Raw genomic sequence first — 19,384 nt, 5'->3', positions numbered from 1 at the left:
ACCGCACCCTGGCACACGGTGCCGGTCGTCGTCCCCGGCTGCTTGGATACCGCGCATGGATCTCCCCGTGCTGCCGCCGGTGAAGCCGATGCTGGCCAAGGCGACGACGAAGGTGCCGACCGGCGACTTCTTCTACGAGCCCAAGTGGGACGGCTTCCGCTGCGTGGTGTTCCGCGACGGCGACGAGGTGGAGCTGGGCAGCCGCAACGAGCGCCCGCTCACGCGCTACTTCCCCGAGGTCGTGGCCGCGGTGAAGGCGAACCTCCCGGAGCGCTGCGTCGTCGACGGCGAGATCGTCGTCCCCGCCGGGGACCGGCTGCACTTCGAGGCGCTGCTGCAGCGCATCCACCCGGCCGAGTCGCGGGTGAACCTGCTGGCGGAGCAGACCCCGGCGTCCTTCGTCGCCTTCGACCTGCTGGCCCTCGGCTTCGAGTCGCTGCTGGAGACGCCGTTCGCCGAGCGCCGCACCCGGCTGGAGCAGGCCCTGGGCGGGGCGCGGCCGCCGGTCTACGTCACCAGCGTCACCCGCGACCCGGCGACCGCCGAGCGCTGGTTCGAGACGTTCGAGGGCGCGGGGCTGGACGGCGTGGTCGCCAAGGCCGCCGACCTGCCCTACGGGCCCGACCAGCGGCTGATGACCAAGATCAAGCACGTGCGGACCGCCGACTGCGTGGTCGCCGGCTTCCGCTGGCACAAGAGCGGCCCGATCGTGGGCTCGCTGCTGCTCGGGCTGTACGACCAGGGGCAGCTGCAGCACATCGGCGTCGCGGCGTCCTTCCCGATGGCCCGGCGTGCCGAGCTGGTCGAGGAGCTCGCCCCCTACCGCGCCGAGGCGCTGGACGGGCACCCGTGGCAGGAGTGGGCCAACGCTCAGGTCCAGGCCGACGGCGAGAACCGGATGCCCGGGGCGGTGAGCCGCTGGAACGCGAAGAAGGACCTGTCCTGGGTGCCGCTGCGGCCCGAACTGGTGGTGGAGATCAAGTACGACCAGCTGGAGGGGCGTCGACTTCGTCACACCGGCCAGTTCCTGAGGTGGCGACCGGACCGCGACCCCGTGAGCTGCACGTACGACCAGCTGGAGGTCCCGGTGCGCTACGACCTCGCGGAGGTTCTCGCAGGTGGCAGGTCGCCCGATCGGCAGTGATCGTCTGCACGGCCCGCACATGGCTCCTAGGCTCGTGATCATGCGTCTGCACCGCGGCCGGCTGGCCGTTCCGTCGATCCTGCTCGCCCTGGGCATGGTCCTGGCCGGCTGCACGTCCTTCTCCGACGGCACCGGCGAGGAGGCCGCGACGACCACGTCGGCGGCCCCCGAGCCCGAGGCGGCGGAGATCGACTGGACCGACTGCAACGAGCAGATCCAGGCGCTGGTCGCCGGGCAGCCCGGCAGCGAGCGCGACCTGTCCTTCGAGTGCGGCCGCACCGAGGTGCCGATCAGCTACGACGAGCCGCAGGGCGCCACGCTGCCGCTGTTCCTCGTGCGCGTGGTGAGCGGCACCCAGACCGACCGGATCGGCTCGCTGCTGGTCAACCCCGGCGGTCCGGGCGCCTCGGGTGCCGACGCAGCGATCGGCCTGGCGCTGACGCTCCCCGACGAGATCCTCGGCCGCTTCGACATCGTGGGCTTCGACCCGCGCGGCGTGGGGCTCTCCACCCCGGTCGAGTGCATCTCCGACGAGCGCAAGGAGGAGATCATCGCCGCCGAGCCGCGGCCGACCACCGACGAGGACCTCGACGCCGCCTTCGCCCTGGCCGAGGAGGTGGCCGACGGCTGCGCCGACGAGTACGGCGACGCGCTGGGCACCTTCAACACCGTCGACACCGCCCGCGACATGGACCGGCTGCGCGAGGCGCTCGGTGACGAGAAGCTGACCTACCTCGGCTACTCCTACGGGACGACGCTCGGCTCGACCTACGCGGAACTGTTCCCGGAGAACGTCCGCAGCCTGGTGCTGGACGCCGCCGTCGACCCCGACATCGACGCGAAGGAGGACGCCGAGCAGAGCGCTGCCGCCTTCGAGGCAGGGTTCGACGCCTTCGCCGCCAACTGCACCGGGCTGCTCGCCGGGTGCCCGCTGGGCGCCGAGCCGCGCCAGTTCGTCGAGCAGGTCATGGCCCAGGCGGCGGCCACGCCGATCCCGAGCACCGAGCCGGGCGAGACGCGGCAGGCCACGCCCGGCGTGGTGCTGACCGCCATCCAGGCGGCGCTCTACGACACCGAGTCGTGGCCGCAGCTGGCCCAGGGCCTCGCGGCCGCGCAGGCCGGCGACGCCAAGGGCCTGTTCTCCCTCGCCGACAGCTACTCGGGGCGGCTGGAGGACGGCACCTACTCGAACCTCTTCGACGCCAACCTCGCGATCAACTGCGCCGACAGCGAGGAGCGCTTCGAGCGGGGCGAGATCCGCGACCTGGCCGCGGAGTGGAACGCGGAGTACCCGCTGTTCGGCGCCGGCTCGGCCGTGGGCCTCTACACCTGCTCGGTGTGGCAGGCCGAGCGCACGCCGCTGCCCGAGCGGGACGCCGAGGGCAGCGCGCCGATCCTGGTGGTCGGCAACTCCGGTGACCCGGTGACCCCGCTGCCCGGTGCCGTCGACCTCGCGGAGGACCTCGAGTCCGGGGTCCTGCTCACCTGGCAGGGCCAGGGGCACACGGCGTACCCGAAGACCGACTGCGTGACGGCGGCGGTCGACGCGTACCTGATCGACCTCACCGCGCCGATGGACGGGCTCACCTGTCCGGCGTGACGGCCACGGCCCCGAGGTCCGTGCTGCGGTAGGAACTGACCCATGGCCAGCAGCAAGGACGCCGTCGTCCTGGACGTCGACGGGCACGAGGTACGCGTCTCCAACCCGGAGAAGCCCTACTTCGGGGACAAGGGCATCCGGAAGATCGACGTCGTCGAGTACTTCGTGTCGGTCGGCGAGGGCATCCTCTTCGCGCTGAGGGACCGGCCGACGACGCTCGAGCGCTGGCCGGGCGGGGTCTTCGAGGGTGCCCGGATCTCCACCCGCGTGGACAACACCGGCGACGCGTTCTACCAGAAGCGCGTGCCCAAGAACGCCCCGCCGTGGGTGCCGACGGCGCACATCACCTTCCCCAGCGGCCGGACGGCGGACGAGATCGCGCCGGACTCGGTGGCCGTCGTGGCGTGGTGCGCCAACCTGGGCACGCTGACCTTCCACCCGTGGCCGGTCGACAAGAGCGACGTCGAGTCGCCCAACCAGATCCGCATCGACCTCGACCCCCAGCCGGGCACCGACTTCTCCGACGCCGTCCGGGTGGCCCCGCACGTGCGGGAGCTGCTGCACGAGTTCGGGATGGAGGGGTGGCCCAAGACCTCGGGCGGGCGCGGCGTGCACATCTACGTGCCCATCCAGCCGCGGTGGACCTTCACCGAGGTGCGGCACGCGGTGATCGCGTTCGGCCGCGAGCTCGAGCGGCGCCTCCCCGACCAGGTCACGATGTCGTGGTGGAAGGAGGAGCGCGGCGAGAAGATCTTCATCGACTACAACCAGATGGCCCGGGACCGCACGATCGCCTCGGCGTACTCCATCCGGCCCAAGCCGCACGCGCCGGTGTCCGCACCGGTCGACTGGGACGAGCTGCCCGATGTCTCCCCGTTCGACTTCGACGTGCTGACCATGCCGGCCCGCTTCCGCGAGGTCGGTGACAAGCACGCCGCCCTGGCCGGGCACGCCTTCGGCATCGAGCCGCTGCTGGAGCTGTTCGAGAAGCAGGCGACCGACGCCGGTCTCGGCGACCTCCCCTATCCGCCCGACTACCCGAAGATGCCGGGCGAGCCCATGCGCGTGCAGCCCAGCCGGGCGCGGAAACCGGCCGCCGACTGAGACCACCGCGCACGAGGCGGGTGTCCGAGACCGCCGGGTGCAGCAGGATGGCGCGGGTGAGGTCGAAGGGGGCCGCCCTGGCGGCCGGCGCCGTGCTGACCCTGCTGGCCGCCTGCACATCGGCGGCCGACGACCACGCCGCGGGCGAGCACGCCGGCCACCCGTCGTCGAGCGCGACGACGTCGGGGGCACCGCCGACGCCCACCCCGACGACCCCCGCGGTGGCGAACCAGCTGCCCGGCATGCCACCGGTCTCCGACGCCCGCAACGTCTACTCCGACACCGGCGCGGGAATGCTCAGCGCCGCGGCCCGCGCCGCCCGGCCGCTGGTCTACGTGCCGCACAACAGCGGCGAGGTGTGGGTGATCGACCCCGCCACGTTCGCCGTCGTCGACCGCTTCCCCGCGGGTGCCGAGGTCCAGCACGTCGTCCCCTCCTGGGACATGGCGACGCTGTACGCGACCGACGACATCGGCAACACGATCACGCCGATCGACCCGGTGACCGGCGGTCCCGGGCCGCGGATCCCGGTGGACGACCCCTACAACATGTACTTCACGCCCGACGGGGCAGCGGCGATCTCCGTCGCCGAGGCGCGCCGCTCGCTGGTCTTCTACGACCCGCACACGTGGCAGGAGCAGACCCGGCTGGTCCTCCCCGACTGCGCCGGCGTCGACCACGCCGACTTCACCCCCGACGGTCGGACCGCCGTCTTCAGCTGCGAGTTCGCCGGCCGGGTCGCGGTGGTCGACGTCCCCTCGCGCACCCTGGTCCGGATGATCGACATGCCCGTCATGCACACCCACATGGGGCCGCAGGACGTGAAGCTGGCCCCCGACGGGTCGCGGTTCTACGTCGCCGACTCCGACCAGGGCAGCGTCTGGGTCCTCGACGGCGCCGCCACCCAGGTGATCGGCGAGCTGCCCACGGGCCCGGGTGCGCACGGCCTCTACCTCAGCCGGGACGCGACCCAGCTCTACGTCACCAACCGGCGCGACGACAGCGTGAGCGTGCTCGAGGCGAACACCGGCGCGCCGATCACGACGTGGACCCTGCCCGGGCCGTCGAGCCCCGACATGGGCGGGGTCACCGCCGACGGCAGCCAGCTGTGGCTCTCGGGCCGGTACGACGCCGAGGTGTACGTGATCTCCACGGCCGACGGCTCCCTGCTGGCGCGCATCCCGGTCGCGGAGGGCCCGCACGGCCTCTGCGTCTGGCCGCAGCCGGGCCGCTACTCGCTGGGGCACACGGGCGTCACCCGCTGACCGCCCACCCCGGAGGCGCCGTCGCCGTCTCCCCCGGCGTTCCTCCTCCCCGGACGAGGCGGGAGGCGGCGAGCCGGCGGTAGGCAGGTGCATGACTCTCCCCGAGGACGGAGCAGCGCGGCTGTCCGTCCGGCAGGCCGCCTTCATCGGCGTCGGCGCGATGGTCGGCGCCGGGATCTTCGCCCTGCTCGGTGCCGCAGGCGAGGTCGCCGGTGCGGCCGTCTGGCTGTCGTTCCTGATCGCCGGCGCCGTCGCGATCCTCCAGGGCTACTCGTTCGCCCGGCTCGGCGCCCGCTTCCCCTCGGCCGGCGGCCTGCTGGAGTACGTCGTCCGCGCCTTCGGCAACGGTCACGTCACCGGCGTCGTGGCCTGGCTGTTGCTGGCCGCCAACGCGATCATCACGGCGATGGTGGCCGTCTCCTTCGGCAGCTACGCCTCGGGCGCCTTCGCCGACGGCAGCGCCGGCTGGGCGAAGGTCTTCGCCGTCCTGGTCGTGACCCTGATGACGGTGCTCAACGTGCTGGGGGCCCAGGCGGTGGCCCGGGCGCAGACGATCGTCGTGGTGGTGGTGGTCGGCATCCTCACGGTGTTCGCGATCGCCACGCTGTCCGACCTCGACCCGTCCCTGCTGGCCTTCTCCGGCTACCCGTCGCTCTCCGACATCGTGTCGAGCGTCGCGCTCACCTTCTTCGCCTTCCTAGGGTTCGGCGTCATCACGTTCACGGCCAAGGACCTGGCCGACCCGGCCCGCCAGCTGCCGCGTGCGGTGTACCTCGCCCTGGGCATCGCGACGGCGGTCTACGTCGCGGTCGCCCTGGGGGTCTTCGGCACCCTGACCGTCGACGAGGTGGTCGAGTCCGGCGGGACGGCGCTGGCGGTGGCGGCCCAGCCCGTGCTCGGTGACGCCGGCTACTGGCTGATGACGGTGACGGCGCTGTTCGCCACCGCGGGGGCCACGAACTCGGGCCTCTACCCGGCCGCCGGGTTGTGCGAGCAGATGGCCGCCACGGGCCAGTTCCCGCCGGCTCTGGGACGCCGGTTCGGCGGCCGGGCCGCGGCCGGGGTGCTGCTGACCGCCGCGGTGGCGATCGTCCTGTCCGTGGGCTTCGCCCTGACGGCCATCGCCTCGATCGGCAGCGCCGTCGCGCTCATCGTCTTCGCGCTCGTGTCGGCCGGGCACCTCCGCATCCGCGAGCAGACGGGCGCGAGCACCGTGCTCCTCGTCCTCGCCGTGGGCTCCGCCGCCGTCGTCCTCGTGACGTTCGCCGTCACCACGCTCGTGGACGAGCCCGCGACCGCCGTGACGCTGGTGGTCGTCCTGCTGGCGAGCGTCGCCGCGGACCTGCTCTGGAAGCGCCGACACCGGCCGGCCGACGACGCCCCCCTCACGACGACGGGATGAGGTCCGATCCGTGACTGCTCCCCACGACGGTGCGACGACCGGCGGCCCCGCGGACGCGCCCGCCCCGCAGACCCCGAAGGCCACGGGCCTGCTCGCCGTCCTGCTGGCGATGGCGATGTTCGTGCTGGTGGTCGACACCTCCTTGATGAACGTCTCGATCTCCGCCGTGGTCGAGGACCTGGGGACGACCGTCTCCGGCGTGCAGTCGGCGATCGCGCTGGAGGCGCTGGTGTCGGCCGCCTTCATCCTGATCGGCGGCAAGATCGGCGACCTCTGGGGCCGGAAGCGGGCCTACGTCCTGGGCCTGCTCGGCTACGCCGTCGGCGCCGTCGCGATGACCCTTGCGCAGAACCTGATCGCGATCGTCGTGTTCTGGGCCGTGATCGGTGGTCTCGGGGCCTCGCTGCTCCTGCCGGCGATGCAGTCCCTCGTCCACGGCAACTTCGACGGCGCCGCCCGCACCCGGGTCTACGCCCTGGTGGGCGCAGCGGCCGCCATCGCCGCGGCGATCGGGCCGCTCCTGGGCGGTTTCATCACCACGTTCCTCTCCTGGCGCATCGGCTTCCTGCTGGAGGCGGTGATCATCGCCGTCGTGCTGTCGGGGATCCGGCTGGTCCGTGACGTGCCCTTCACCGGCTCCCGGCAGGTCGACGGCGTCGGTTCGGCCCTCTCGGTCATCGGCATGGGCGGGATCGTGCTCGGCATCCTGGTCTGGCAGGAGGGCGGCGGGTACGTCGGCGCGCTCCTGGTGCTCGGGGTGGCGGGCATGGCCGCCCTGGTGCAGTGGCTGCGCCGCCGCAAGCGCGCGGGCCGGCCGACCCTGCTCGACCCCGAGCTGTTCGCCTCGCCCTGGTTCCGGCTGGGCGTCTCCCAGCAGCTGCTCCAGCAGATCGCGCTGGGCGGCACCATGATCGTGCTGCCGATCTACCTGCAGATGGTGCTGGAGTACGACGCGCTCCAGGCCGGCCTCTCGATCGCCCCGCTCTCGCTGAGCATGTTCGGCGTCGCGCTGCTCGCCGGACGCCTCGCGGCCGGCCGCCGACCCTCGGCCGTCGTCCGCTGGGGGTTCGCCGCGCTGGCGGCGGGGCTGCTGCTCCTCGTCCCGGTCGTGCCGCGGGCGGACTCCGGCTGGTGGCTCCTGGTACCCCTGCTGATCGCCGGGTCCGGCCTGGGGCTGCTGGTCTCGCAGCTGAACAACTACACGCTCGGCCCGGTGTCCGACGAGCGGGTGAGCGAGGCGGCCGGGGTGAACTCCGCCGCCGGGTCGTTCGGCCTCTCCTTCGGCCTGGCGTTCGCCGGGGCGATCATGCTCGCGACGCTGTCCCTGACCTTCACCAACCGCACCGAGGACAGCGATGTGCTGTCGGCTCCCGAGCAGCAGCGCGTCGCCGAGGTCCTGGAGACCGACGCCCAGCTCATGAGCACGACCGGGCTGGAGGAGCTCCTCGCCGGGCAGCCGGACGCCACCAGCGACGAGATCGTCCGCATCAACACCGAGTCCCGGCCGCTGGCGCTGCAGGTCGCCCTGCTGGTGCCGGTCCTGGCGGCGCTCCTCGGGCTCGGGAACGCCTTCCGCATGGGGCGGCTCCCCGAGCCCACGCCGTCGAACTCCGCCGAGGGCCTCGCGCTGGGCTGAGGACCTCGGCGGAGGCAGCCGGTCAGGAGGGCGGCATCTCAGCAGGACGACATCTCAGCAGGACGACACCTCAGGAGGACGACACCGTGCTGTCGGGCGTCCCGGCCTCGACCGACTCGAGGGCGTCGAGGGCGGCCACCAGGGCCTGCACCGGGATGTGCCCGGAGGCCACGAGCTGGCCGCCGGAACGACGGAGGGCCGAGGCGAACGGGGTCGCCCACACGTTCTCGTAGACGAGGACGCCGGCGGCCGTGCCGGGCTCGAGCGCTTCGGCGGCCTCGACGACGTCGTCCTGGCCGAGCAGGCCGGAGGCGGCTCCGTCGAAGAGCACCGCCTCGAGCACCTGCATGCGCTCGAGGTCGTGCTGGGTGAGCGTCGAGACGACACCGTTCTCGTCCTTGCGCAGGAAGACCAGGTCGAGGATCCGGATGATGCCCCGGTCGACGAGGTCGACGAGCATCGGGAACGCCTCACCGGTCATCCGGTCGGTGGGGAACGCGATGACGATGTAGTCGACGGGTCCCATCTGGTCGAGGTTCGTGGACTGCTCGAGGTCTGCGGTCATGTCTCCCCCACGGGCGAGGACGGTCGGTGGTGCACCGACCGTGCCCGGCCGCCCGCCGGCGCACGTCACCCGCGACGGACGATCCGCTGCGCGGGACCGGGCTCAGTCGTGCGTCACCTCGCGCCCGTGCACGACCACCGCGTAGATGACCAGCACGTCGAGCACGACGACGAGCGCCGACCACACCGGGTAGGCAGGCAGGAAGGCCAGGTTGACCAGGGCGCTGAGCGCCGCGATGCCGACGGCGACCACCCGGGCCACCGTGTTGCCGACGAACAGGCCGATGCCGGTGAGGACGGCGACGACGCCGATCGCCAGGTGGACCCATCCCCAGACGTCGTAGTCGACGTCGACGAGCAGGCCGTCCGAGGTGACCGCGTAGAAGCCGTCGTCGGCGAGCGCGACCAGCCCCTGGACGATTTGGAAGGTGCCCAGCAGGACGAGGACGAAGCCGCCGAAGACGACCCAGCCCGCCCAGGCGGTCACCGGTCCGGCGGTGCGGCGTGCGTCGCCCCGGTTCGAGGTGCCGGTCATGTGCCCTGTCCTCCGCGGTCCGTCGGCTGGCGGCAGCGTGGCGTCCTGCCAGGGAGGCGGCATCCTCCCCGCCGGGTGACCGGTCCCTCAGAGCAGCGCGCGCTCGCGTGCCTTGCGCACCGCCTGGTTGCGCCGGCTGACACCGAGCTTGCGCAGGACGCTGCGCACGTGCGTGCGCACGGTGTTGACCGAGATGAACATCGTCGCCGCGATCTCCGCGGTCGAGAGCATCTCCGCCAGGTGGCGGAGGACCTCCATCTCGCGCTCGCTGAGGTCCTGCACGATCTCGGTGCGCTCCGCGGGGGTGGTGCGGGCCGGGACGCCCCCGGGCCGCGCGCGGCTCGACGGGTTCAGCCACGCACCGGGTTCCCGGAGCCGGGGATGCGTCCGGAGCAGCCGGCGCGCCTGGGGCGGTGTGTCGACGAAGGGCCAGCGGAGGAGCTCGGGCCGGGCCCGTTCCAGGGCCGCGGCGAGCTCGTCGGCGGCCGCCGTCACGTCGCCGCGCTGCAGGAGCTGGCAGGCCCGGACGACGGTCGCCTCCACCACGTCCGCCAGCGGCGCGGCCGAGTCCTCCGCCGGCTCGACCTCGTCCGCCACCGTGCCGCGCACCAGTGCCACGGACGCCACGAGACGCCGGCTCCACGGCTCGTCCCGGCCCCGGTCGCGGAGCATCGCGAGCCCGTCGGCCTCGTGCCCGCGGGCGATCGCCAGGTGGACGACCTCGGCGACCACCTGCTCGGCGACCCAGCGCGGCAGCCGCGGTCCCTCGAGGTGGGGCCGCAGCACCTGCTGGGCCGGTCCGTGCTGCTGCCGCAGCCGCAGGTGCTGCGACTGCAGGACCGCCTGCAGCGCCTCGATGCCCACCGGGCCCGGTCCCGCGGGGGCGCCGCGCCGCGCCTGGGCACGTGCCAGCCAGTCACGCGATTCGCCCAGCTCGTACCGGCGCAGGTGCACCCAGGCCATGGCCGTCGCTGCGGAAGGGTCTCGCCCGACCTCGTCGGCGCCGTCCTCGGCAGCGATGGCGTCGGCCTCGGCGGCGTACTGGGCCGCGCGCGTCAAGCGACCCGCAACCGCCTCGAGCACGGCCAGCTCGGCCAGCGAGCTGCGGCGGAAGCGACGGGCTCCGGCCGTGTGCGCCGCTGCTGCCGACGCCCGGACCGCGGCGACGAGCCTGCGCATCGGCTCCTCGGTCCGCAGCGCCGCCTGTGCCCGCACCGACGTCAGCACCGCCATGGCGTCGTCACGCGCCCTCCGGTCGTGCTCGGGCAGCCCCGAGACCAGCTCGACAGCGGCGTCGATGCGCGGAACCAGGAGCGACGGGGGCTGGCTCGTCCCGCCTGCCGCGGTCAGGGCGGCCAGCGTCGCGGACAGCCGCAGCGCCGGCCGGCCCCCGGAGACCCCGGCCTCGACCGTGGCCCCCATGTCGCCTGCCGCCGGCCGCCAGCCCCGGACGAGCGCCAGGACCGTCCGCACGACCGCCGCCTCGGCTCCCCCGACGTCCGCCGGGAACGCCTCCACACCACGCAAGCCGGCGTCCGTGCCGTGCACGAGCAGGCGCGGCACCAGGAGGTCGTCCACGAGGAGGGTGGCCACCGACGCCCAGTCCTCGGCTGCCACCGCGTGCGCGACCGCCGTCCGCGGCCGGCCGGCCGCGGCGTAGTACGAGGCGCAGCTCCGGTTCAGGCGGGCGAGCTCGCCGGGGTGCTCGTAGGCGAGCTCGGCCTGCAGCATCTCCCGGAACAGGGGGTGGACGCGGAAGCCGCCGGGCGCCCCGGGCGACTCCTCGACGAACGCGTTGGCGTGCGCGAGACCCGCGAGGACGCGGCGGGTGCCCGGACGCCCGGTGAGCTGGTCGACGAGGTCCGGCCACAGCTCCGAGGTCACGCTCGTGCGGGCCAGGACGCGGCGGACGCCGGCCGGCTGCCCCTCGAGCACCTCCTTGAACAGGTACTGGGCCACGCTGCCGTCGTCGTGGGCGAGCGAGGTGATGAGCCGCTCCGGCGGCAGCCCGCCCTTGAGGGGTGCGGCGGCGAGGCGCAGGCCGACGGCCCAGCCCTCCGCCTCCGCGCACAGGGCGGCGGCGGCGTCCGCGCTCACCGGCACGCCCAGCGCGTCGAGCAGCTCGCGGGTCTCGTCGGGGGTGAAGGCCAGCTGGTCGCCGCGGATCTCGCCGAGGGTGCCGTCGAGGCGGTAGCGGTGCAGCGGGAGGGGCGGATCGGAACGGCCGCACAGGACCAGCCGGAGACGGCTGCCCGCCCGCCGGAGCAGCAGGTCCAGGCCGGCGGCCACCGTGCTGTCGCTGAGGTGGTCGGCGTCGTCGAGGACCAGGACGACGGGCCGGGGGCAGGCGAGCAGCGCCGACGCCAGGCGCTGGATCAGCGAGGGGGCCGGGGCCTCGCCGGGAACCAGCTCGGGGAGGTCCTCGAACCGGACGCCGCAGGTGGCGAGCGCCTCGACCGCAGAACTCCAGAAGGTCGCCGGGTCGTCGTCGTACGCGTCCAGCGTGAGCCACGCGACGGGCCGGGAGGGACGCGCCGCCCGGCACCACGAGGCGGCCAGCATGGTCTTCCCGGACCCCGCCGGACCGCTGAGCAGGATCAGGGAGTACCGGCGGACGTGACCGGACAGCAGGTCCATCAGCCGACCACGCGCCACCGTGGCCTGCGCCGTCCCCGGCGGGACCAGCTTCCTACCCAGCGCGGTCGAGCCCGTGACGGTCTCGGACGGTGCCGGCAGCGACTGAGCGGCCATTCCGTTCCCCCTGGCGCCGGATGCTACGACCGAGGCCCGTGTGCGGGCGGACGCCCGCACCCCACCTTCTGGCACACCGCGGCTGGTGTTCAGGGCCGATGGTCACGTCCGCGCGGGCCGAGGGGAAGGCCCCTCCGCGTGCGAGCGTCCCGGCCTGCACCGGAGGAGCCTGTCGGGGGACGCACCACGGACCGAGGCCCTCTGTCGCCCCCCGACAGGTCCGCCCAGTCTCGCACCGACCCCCGACGGCCGCCCAGCAGCCCCGCCGCTCGCTGCCCGGCAGCGCTCACCCGGAGGGGTGAGGCGCGGTCCAGCCATGCGCCCGGACGGTCGATCCCCTGCGGGTGAGGGTCCCCTTCGTGGTCTACGGCGTGCTGTACGCCGTCTTCGAGATGGTCGGGTACCAGATCGAGCAGGTCGGCTGGGCCGACGTCTCGGGGCTGGACGTGGCCACCGCGGTGACCGACGCCCTCCTCACGGTGGCCGTCTGCGCCGCCGCCCTCCTCGCCGTCGACCTCGGCCGGAAGCGCTGGGGACCCGCAGTGACCGCGTGGCTCGCCGAGCGGACCCACGTCGTCGAGGCCGAGATCTGGGACGACGCACCGGTCCGGACCTACGCGTGGCGCCCCCAGCCGCTGGCCGTGACGGCGGAGCGGGTCGAGGAGCCGAGGAAGAAGGCGTGGACGGGCAACCCGTACGTCTTCGGCGGGCACCGCTTCCCCAAGGACGACGGCACGCTCCTCTGACCCCCGCTACCGCTCGGGCGGGGTCCACGACGGGTGTTCGTGGACGACCTCGCGCCCGCGGCCCCTGATCCGGGCGGTCATCCGGAGGACAGGACCCGCGAGCAGCGGCCACGGGTGCACGTCCGGACGCCCGGAACGGTCGTGGATCGCGGTCACGCGCGCGTCGTCGGCGACGTAGACGTGCCCGTCGGGCGACGTGCCGTCCCGGCTGGTGGCCGGATCGCCCACCCAGACCTCGACGACGTGCTCGGTCCCGAGGTACGGCTCGAGCGCAGCGACCGCCTCCGGCGGCCACCTCCCGGCCACGTCGCCACGTGCCGAACGCCGGCGTCGGTCACCGCAGGGACGCACCCGGTCAGAGCAGGGCGAGGAACAGCGCGCGGGAGCTCAGCGTGTGCGCCAGGACGGCGTCGTCCCCGCGCCGGCTCACCAGCCCGGCCACGGCACCGGCGGAGGCCACCGCGAGACCGGCATCCAGGAGCGCGTCCGCCAGCACGCCGTCGAGGTCGGCGTCGTGCAGGTCCTCCACGTCACGCAGGGCGAACGGGGCGGTGGGGGTGGCGACTGCGGTCTCCATGACGGCATCTCCTGGCTCGGCGGGCGCCGGGTTCCTCCCGGCAGGACCGACTCTGCGGGCCGCACCGCAGGCCCGTGCCGAGGGAGCCGCACGAATTCCGCAAGACCGGGCGGCCGCCTCCCGACAGGATGCGGCCATGAAGACAGTGATGACCTACCGCGCCGTCGAGGACTTCCTGCCGCTGGCCCAGCAGCACGGGCCCGCGCACGTCGCCCGGCTGCAGGAGTTCTCCGCCCGGGGCGAGCTGCTGATGGTCGGCACGTTCGACGAGCCGATGAACGGCGACGCCATGGGGATATTCACGACCCGGGAGGCCGCCGAGGAGTTCATCGCCGGTGACCCGTTCGTCGTCAACGGCGTGGTGGCGAGCTGGACGCTCCGGCCGTGGAACGAGATCCTGCGGCCCTGAGTGCTCGGATCGCGGGCATGCTCTCCCCGATCCTGCTGACGGGCGAGCACGTCCGGCTCGAGCAGCTGACCTCCGCCAGGCCGGCGGGCAGGTGCTGCCCTTCGCCGTCGTCGGCTCCACCCGGTTCCTCGACGTGGAGGTGCTCGGCGTCCCCGGTGCCGTCGTCCCGGACGACGACCGGCCGCCGAGCGTCGCCGAGATCGGCAGCACCTGGTACGCGGCGTCGGCCCAGCGCACCGCCCTCGACACCGAGGTCGAGCTGCTCCTGCTGGGCCACGCCTCCGACGTCTGGCAGGTGCTGCGCGTGACCCTGGGGACCGACGCGCGCAACATCCGGTCGGAGGGGATCCGGCGGGCGCACACCCACGGCCGGCGACGGGACGATCCGCGACAGCGCCTACTGCTCGATCCTGCCGGCCGAGTGGCCCGCCGTGCGCGACGGCCTCCGGCGCCGGCTGGGACGAACCGCAGGTCACGAAGCGACCGCACCTGTTCCCAACGGGTGATCTACGGCTAGTGTTGGCCCATCGGGAAGGCCCTGCGCTATGGCAGGACCCCGATGCACCACCACAGCTAGGAGCGAGCAATGCCCGAAGGAACAGTGAAGTGGTTCAACGCTGAGAAGGGGTTCGGCTTCGCCACCCCCGACGGTGGCGGACCGGACGTCTTCGTCCACTACTCGGCCATCCAGACCAGCGGGTACCGCTCGCTCGATGAAGGCCAGCGGATCGCGTTCGACATCGAGCAGGGCCAGAAGGGCCCGCAGGCTGCGAACGTCACGCCGCTCTGATCACCTGATCAGCACAGCGCCCCCGTCCGGTTCTCCGGGCGGGGGCGCTGTCGTTCCGGCGCCGTGCTGACGAGGCTCAGCGGTTGCGGGGCACGTACCCCCCGATCAGCGCCGACATCAGCAGGGCCCCGTCGTGCTCCCCCACCGCGGCCGCGGCGTCGGCGAACGCCTGCCACCGGGCCCGCTCCACGTCGGTCGGCGCGTTCGCCGCGCGGGTGGCCAGTTGCTGCCCCAGCCGCTCCCACTCGCTCTGCGGCGTCGGCCAGAGACCGGCCAGCCGCCGCGCCTCCGCCGAGATCCCGGTGATGCGGACGATGTCGCCGGCGTGGTTGGTGAGCGGCTCGATGTAGCCCGCCGACGCCAGCGCCTTCGCCGCCGCGACCACCTCGGCCTTCGGCAACCCGCTGGCCGGCACCACCGAGCCCAGCAGGTAGGGCGCCCCGCCGTGCTTGGGCTCGTCGACCAGCCGGGCGACGGCGCGCAGCACCGGGAGGTCTCGGGTGAACCAGACGTCGGGCAGCAGGTCGCCGGGCGCGGTGGGATCGGGGGTGGTCACGAGACGAGTGTCCTTCGAGTCGGTCGGCCGTCCGGCAGGGGCCCGCCACGAGCGTGCGAGTGGTGGGGGGCAGGAGGGTCCTTCTGCAGTCTCCCCTCGCCCGTCGGCCTCCCTGCAGGGTCCCGCCGCGAGCGTGCGAGTGGTGGGGGCGGGAACGTCCCTTCTTCAGCCGCGCGGCAGCACCAGGTGGGGCCGGGCGGCCAGGATCAGCCCGAGGGTCGTGTAGCCGAGCAGCAGGTGACCGCCGCTGACGAACGACGTCGCCTCGTCGCTGACCAGCGCCATGGCGGGGAACATGACCAGCACCCAGGTCTCGGCGATCGCCGGCCACACGCGGGCGGCACCGCGCCACCGACCGGCGATCGCGATGCGGATGCCGATCGCGGCCATGCCCAGCATCGACAGCGGCCAGAAGGCGTCGAGCGCCAGCCAGAACGGGTCCTCCGACACCTCGGGGGCGACCATCCACTGGATCGACGAGACGATCGCCAGCCCGAGCATGACGTGCTCGGCGTGCAGGAAGCCGCGGGCCAGCCGTCCGGTGCCGGTCGCGCGGGTGCGCAGCTGGACGGAGACCAGCGCGACGAGGCCGAGCTGGAACAGCAGGGAGCTGGCCTTGTACGCGAGGGGGTACTCCTCCCCCGTGGCGACGTCGTAGGTGAGCATCGAGCCGATGGCCCAGGCGGCCGCGCCGGCCGCCATCGCCGCACCGCCCAGCCGGACCGGCAGCGTGGCTCCGGCCGTCGGCGCGGCGGGCAGGGGGCGGGCGTCGGTGCGGGCGGACGGCGGGCTGGTGTTGATCGACATCGGTTCCTCCGGGAGCGTGGTGTGCGGTGCCGGTGCACCGCGGCGACCACGCTGGTGGTCCGGAGTCCCGGGCAGCCAGGGCGCCCGCGCACCGGCTCGCCCGAGGGGCGTCCCGACCGGTCCGGGACACCGCGCCTCTGTCGGCCGGGACACCGGTCCCGGCATGATCCGCGCGTGGAGGTCGAGGAGCGGAGCCCCGGACCGGTCGCCGCGGCCGTCCCGCCGGCACGGTCGCCGCGGTCCCGCGTGGTCCCCGCGCTCGGCTGGGTGGCCGCGGCCCTGACCGTCGCCGCGGTGGCCGGGAGCGCCGTCCTCGACGCCGTGACGCCGGAGTCGGCACGGGCGGCGGCCGAGGCCGGGCCCGGCTGGGCGATCGGGCTCTCCGGGCTGCTGCTCGCCGTCCCCGGAGGGCTGCTGGTGCAGCGCGCTCCGCGCAACGCCGTCTCCTGGGTGGTGGCCGGGAGCGGCCTGTTCTGGGCCGTCGACGCCCTGGCGTCGTCGTGGCTCACCTACGCGGTGCAGAGCGATCCGCCGCTGCCCGGCGCCTCGGTGGCCTTCTGGGTCGTCGGGCGCCTGGGCGCGTGGCTGCTCCTCGGCCTGCCGCTGCTCCTGCTGCTCTACCCGGACGGCCGCCTGCCCGGAGGCCGGTGGCGCACCGTGTCGATGGCGGCGCTGGCCTGCTCGGCCGCACTGCCCGTCCTCCTGCTGATCACGCCGTCGGAGATCGCCGACCGGCGGGCCGGCACCAGCACGCCGGCCGTCTACGCCGACCTGGACCTCGACCTCACCAGCCTGCCGCTGCCCGAGTGGCTGCTGCTGCCGCTGCTGACGGTCGCCTTCCCGCTGGTCGCCCTCGGCACCCTCCTCCCGCTCGCGGTGGTCGGGCACCGGCTGCGCGCGGCCACCGGGGACGACCGCCGGCGGATGCGCTGGCTGCTGTGGGCCGGCGTCGTCGACGCGCTGGTCATGCTGGCCGCGCTGGTCTTCCCCACGTCGACCGTCAGCCTCGACCTGGCCCTCGCCGTGGGGCTGACCGGGCTCGCCGTCACCATCGGCATCCTCCGCCCCCGCGCCTTCGACATCGACCGCCTCCTGGGCCGCACCCTCGTCTACGGCGGGCTCGCCGCCGGGGTCGTCGTCGTCGACCTCGGTGTGCTGGCGGCCACCGGCGCCCTGCTCGGGAACCGGTTCGGCGAGCGGAACGCCCTGGTGGTCACGCTGGCCGTCGTCGCGTGCGTGTACGTGCCGCTGCGCGGGGCGCTGTGGCGGATCGTCCGCCGCTGGGTCCTGGGCGAGCGCGAGGACCCCTACCGCGTCGTCGCCGGGCTGGCCGAGCGGCTGGAACGCTCCGGCGGCGCCGAGGAGCAGCTGACCGCGGTGGCGGCAGCGGTCGCGCAGGCCTTCCGCTCCCCGTACGTCGGCGTCGAGGTCGAGTTCGCCCGCGGCGACCGGCTCGTCGCCGAGCACGGGCAGCGCCCCGCGGAGGTGCAGTCGCTGCCCATCGCCTACCGGGGCGAGGAGGTCGGCCGTCTCCTCCTGCCGGCCTCGGGCGTGCGGGCCCAGCTGGTCGCCGGTGACGAGCGGCTCCTGGCCGACGTCGTCCGGCAGGCCGCCGCGGCCGCCCGCGCCGACTCCCTCGCCGCCCAGCTGCAGGCCAGCCGCGGCGAGCTGGTGACCGCCCGCGAGGAGGAGCGGCGGCGCCTGCGCCGCGACCTGCACGACGGGCTCGGCCCGAGCCTGGGCGCGGTGGTCCTGCGCATCGACACCGCACGCAACCTCACGGTGGCCGGCCGCGGGGACGAGGCCGACCGGCTGCTGCAGCAGGCCCGGGACGACGTCGCGTCGGCCTTGGCCGACGTCCGCAGGCTGGTCCACGACCTGCGCCCGCCCGCGCTGGACGACCTCGGGCTGACCGCGGCGGTGCGGCAGCAGGCCGAACGGCTGCTGGATCCCCGTGTCGCCGTGACCGTCGCCGGCGCGCCGGACGTGGACGCGTTGCCGGCGGCGGTCGAGGTCGCCGGTTACCGCATCGCGTCGGAGGCCCTCGCCAACGCGGCCCGGCACGCCCGCGCCGAACGGGTCGAGGTGACGCTCGCCCGGAGCGAGGGCGCCCTGGTGGTCACCGTCACCGACGACGGCGTGGGCATCGACCCGGCCGCTCCTGCAGGCGTCGGCCTGGTGTCGCTGCGGGAGCGCGCCGCCGAGCTGGGCGGCCGGTGCACGGTCGAGTGCCCGCCCGACGGCGGCACGGTCGTGCGGGCGGTCCTGCCTGCGGGAACGGGAGGAGCACCGTGAGCACACCGGAAGAGCCGCTGCGGGTGGTCGTCGTCGACGACCACCCGGTGTACCGCGACGGCCTGGCCATGCTGCTCGGCTCGGTCCCGGGCATGGCGGTGGTCGGCACCGCCGCCGACGGGGAGGCGGCGGTCGCGGTGGCGCTCGAGGAGCAGCCCGACGTCGTCGTCATGGACGTGCAGATGCCGGGCATCGACGGCATCGAGGCGACCCGTCGCATCACGACCGCCTCGCCGTCGGTGGGTGTCGTCGTCCTGACCATGAGCGAGGACGACGGCACGGTGTTCGCCGCGGTCCGCGCGGGTGCCCGCGGCTACCTCCTGAAGGGCGCCGACCAGGAGGAGGTGGTCCGCGCGATCACCACGGTCGCCGGCGGCGGCGCGGTCTTCGGTGCGGCGCTCGCCCGGCGCATCGCCGAGTTCTTCGCCGCCGGCCCGGCGGGACCGGAGACGGCCTTCCCGCAGCTGACGGCCCGTGAGAGGGAGGTGCTCGACCTCGTCGCCGCCGGTCGCTCGAACGCCCAGATCGCCGCGGCCCTCTACCTGTCGCCGAAGACGGTGCGGAACAACGTGTCGAACGTGCTGACGAAGTTGCAGGTCACCGACCGGGCGCAGGCGATCGTGCGGGCACGCGAGGCCGGCCTCGGCCGCTGATCCCGGCGGGCAGGACTCTGCCGTCCGACGTGGCGGGCCCCTCGTACCGTGGAGGCATGACGACGTCCGCTTCGCAGCAGCCGAAGGTGCAGAAGACCGACGAGGAGTGGCGGGCCCAGCTCACGCCCGAGGAGTACGCGGTGCTCCGCCAGGCGGGGACCGAGCGGGCCTGGACCGGTGAGTACGTCGACACCAAGACGGTCGGCGTCTACGAGTGCCGTGCCTGCGGCGCCGAGCTGTTCCGGTCGGAGACGAAGTTCGACTCGCATTGCGGCTGGCCCTCGTTCTACGAGGCCTCTGCCGAGGACAACGTGGTCCTGCGCGAGGACCGCAGCTACGGGATGGTGCGCACCGAGGTGCTGTGCGGGACCTGCCACAGCCACCTGGGCCACCTGTTCGACGACGCCCCGCAGACGCCCACCGGCGACCGCTACTGCATCAACAGCGTCTCCATCAGGTTGCAGCCGGCTACGACGTCGTGATCCTCCGGATCACACCGCGGCCGGGTGCCGTCCCCCCGCTCCGCTGAGCCGCTGCACATCCCGCGTCG

20 protein-coding genes are annotated in these 19,384 nt (G+C 74.0%); 13 read left to right on the top strand and 7 right to left on the bottom strand.

Annotated features, from left to right (window positions below; all coding sequences use genetic code 11):
* Positions 1-55 precede the first annotated feature (55 nt).
* From DCS98_RS05525 to DCS98_RS05500, 6 genes are all read left to right on the top strand, one after another.
* Positions 56-1,144 (top strand): ATP-dependent DNA ligase, encoded by a 1,089-nt coding sequence (locus tag DCS98_RS05525; RefSeq protein WP_116450359.1) that lies wholly within the window; start codon positions 56-58, stop codon positions 1,142-1,144.
* A gap of 40 nt (positions 1,145-1,184) precedes the next feature.
* Positions 1,185-2,744 (top strand): alpha/beta hydrolase, encoded by a 1,560-nt coding sequence (locus tag DCS98_RS05520; RefSeq protein WP_116450646.1) that lies wholly within the window; start codon positions 1,185-1,187, stop codon positions 2,742-2,744.
* A 42-nt stretch (positions 2,745-2,786) separates the two neighbouring features.
* A complete protein-coding gene (locus tag DCS98_RS05515; protein WP_116450358.1) occupies positions 2,787-3,848 on the top strand; it encodes a DNA polymerase domain-containing protein in 1,062 nt (353 codons plus the stop codon).
* A 56-nt stretch (positions 3,849-3,904) separates the two neighbouring features.
* Positions 3,905-5,113 carry a YncE family protein gene (locus DCS98_RS05510; RefSeq protein WP_241037217.1) on the top strand — a complete coding sequence of 403 codons (1,209 nt, stop codon included), beginning with the start codon at positions 3,905-3,907 and terminating at the stop codon, positions 5,111-5,113.
* Positions 5,114-5,204: 91 nt separating this feature from the next.
* Complete coding sequence (locus tag DCS98_RS05505) at positions 5,205-6,515, top strand: APC family permease (RefSeq protein ID WP_116450357.1); 1,311 nt, start codon at positions 5,205-5,207, stop codon at positions 6,513-6,515.
* 10 nt (positions 6,516-6,525) lie between these two features.
* Positions 6,526-8,151, top strand: coding sequence for an MFS transporter (locus DCS98_RS05500; protein ID WP_241037215.1), 1,626 nt, complete (start codon positions 6,526-6,528; stop codon positions 8,149-8,151).
* A 70-nt stretch (positions 8,152-8,221) separates the two neighbouring features.
* Here the strand turns inward: DCS98_RS05500 and DCS98_RS05495 are convergent, their stop codons facing one another.
* The 3 genes from DCS98_RS05495 to DCS98_RS05485 form a co-directional block, all read right to left on the bottom strand.
* Positions 8,222-8,716, bottom strand: a complete 495-nt coding sequence (locus tag DCS98_RS05495) for a DUF6325 family protein (RefSeq protein ID WP_206340112.1) — start codon at positions 8,714-8,716, stop codon at positions 8,222-8,224.
* A gap of 102 nt (positions 8,717-8,818) precedes the next feature.
* Positions 8,819-9,250: a DUF7144 family membrane protein gene (locus tag DCS98_RS05490; RefSeq protein ID WP_116450356.1), complete on the bottom strand. Its 432-nt coding sequence runs from the start codon at positions 9,248-9,250 to the stop codon at positions 8,819-8,821.
* 87 nt (positions 9,251-9,337) lie between these two features.
* On the bottom strand, positions 9,338-12,001 hold the full coding sequence (locus tag DCS98_RS05485) for a helix-turn-helix transcriptional regulator (RefSeq protein WP_116450355.1): 2,664 nt from the start codon (positions 11,999-12,001) through the stop codon (positions 9,338-9,340).
* 344 nt (positions 12,002-12,345) lie between these two features.
* Here DCS98_RS05485 and DCS98_RS05480 point away from each other — a divergent pair, with 344 nt between their 5' ends.
* Positions 12,346-12,747 (top strand): hypothetical protein, encoded by a 402-nt coding sequence (locus tag DCS98_RS05480; protein ID WP_164704399.1) that lies wholly within the window; start codon positions 12,346-12,348, stop codon positions 12,745-12,747.
* 6 nt (positions 12,748-12,753) lie between these two features.
* Here the strand turns inward: DCS98_RS05480 and DCS98_RS05475 are convergent, their stop codons facing one another.
* Positions 12,754-13,053 carry a hypothetical protein gene (locus DCS98_RS05475; RefSeq protein ID WP_116450353.1) on the bottom strand — a complete coding sequence of 100 codons (300 nt, stop codon included), beginning with the start codon at positions 13,051-13,053 and terminating at the stop codon, positions 12,754-12,756.
* Between the two features lie 49 nt (positions 13,054-13,102).
* On the bottom strand, positions 13,103-13,324 hold the full coding sequence (locus DCS98_RS05470; RefSeq protein ID WP_116450352.1) for a hypothetical protein: 222 nt from the start codon (positions 13,322-13,324) through the stop codon (positions 13,103-13,105).
* A 136-nt stretch (positions 13,325-13,460) separates the two neighbouring features.
* On the opposite strand from DCS98_RS05470, the gene DCS98_RS05465 reads away from it, so the two are divergent.
* From DCS98_RS05465 to DCS98_RS05455, 3 genes are all read left to right on the top strand, one after another.
* Positions 13,461-13,733 (top strand): YciI family protein, encoded by a 273-nt coding sequence (locus tag DCS98_RS05465; RefSeq protein ID WP_164704397.1) that lies wholly within the window; start codon positions 13,461-13,463, stop codon positions 13,731-13,733.
* 91 nt (positions 13,734-13,824) lie between these two features.
* The gene (locus DCS98_RS05460) at positions 13,825-14,250 is read left to right on the top strand and encodes a GNAT family N-acetyltransferase (protein WP_206340111.1); all 426 of its coding nucleotides are present in this window, start codon (positions 13,825-13,827) and stop codon (positions 14,248-14,250) included.
* 69 nt (positions 14,251-14,319) lie between these two features.
* Positions 14,320-14,523, top strand: coding sequence for a cold-shock protein (locus tag DCS98_RS05455; RefSeq protein ID WP_040339721.1), 204 nt, complete (start codon positions 14,320-14,322; stop codon positions 14,521-14,523).
* A 76-nt stretch (positions 14,524-14,599) separates the two neighbouring features.
* Here the strand turns inward: DCS98_RS05455 and DCS98_RS05450 are convergent, their stop codons facing one another.
* Both DCS98_RS05450 and DCS98_RS05445 read right to left on the bottom strand, forming a co-directional pair.
* Positions 14,600-15,079, bottom strand: a complete 480-nt coding sequence (locus tag DCS98_RS05450; RefSeq protein WP_116450350.1) for a hypothetical protein — start codon at positions 15,077-15,079, stop codon at positions 14,600-14,602.
* A gap of 165 nt (positions 15,080-15,244) precedes the next feature.
* Complete coding sequence (locus DCS98_RS05445; RefSeq protein ID WP_116450349.1) at positions 15,245-15,886, bottom strand: hypothetical protein; 642 nt, start codon at positions 15,884-15,886, stop codon at positions 15,245-15,247.
* A gap of 174 nt (positions 15,887-16,060) precedes the next feature.
* Between DCS98_RS05445 and DCS98_RS05440 the strand changes: the two genes are divergently transcribed.
* From DCS98_RS05440 to msrB, 3 genes are read left to right on the top strand one after another with little or no spacing between them, the layout of a single operon-like run.
* A complete protein-coding gene (locus tag DCS98_RS05440) occupies positions 16,061-18,181 on the top strand; it encodes a sensor histidine kinase (RefSeq protein WP_116450348.1) in 2,121 nt (706 codons plus the stop codon).
* Positions 18,178-18,834 carry a response regulator transcription factor gene (locus DCS98_RS05435; protein ID WP_241037213.1) on the top strand — a complete coding sequence of 219 codons (657 nt, stop codon included), beginning with the start codon at positions 18,178-18,180 and terminating at the stop codon, positions 18,832-18,834. The genes DCS98_RS05440 and DCS98_RS05435 overlap by 4 nt, the downstream gene beginning before the upstream one ends.
* A gap of 56 nt (positions 18,835-18,890) precedes the next feature.
* Positions 18,891-19,316: a peptide-methionine (R)-S-oxide reductase MsrB gene (gene msrB / locus DCS98_RS05430; protein WP_116450347.1), complete on the top strand. Its 426-nt coding sequence runs from the start codon at positions 18,891-18,893 to the stop codon at positions 19,314-19,316.
* Positions 19,317-19,384 lie beyond the last annotated feature (68 nt).

Origin of the sequence: Blastococcus litoris (assembly GCF_003075095.1) — a bacterium.
Lineage (GTDB): Bacteria > Actinomycetota > Actinomycetes > Mycobacteriales > Geodermatophilaceae > Blastococcus_B > Blastococcus_B litoris.
This window is presented reverse-complemented; position numbering and strand designations above follow the sequence as displayed.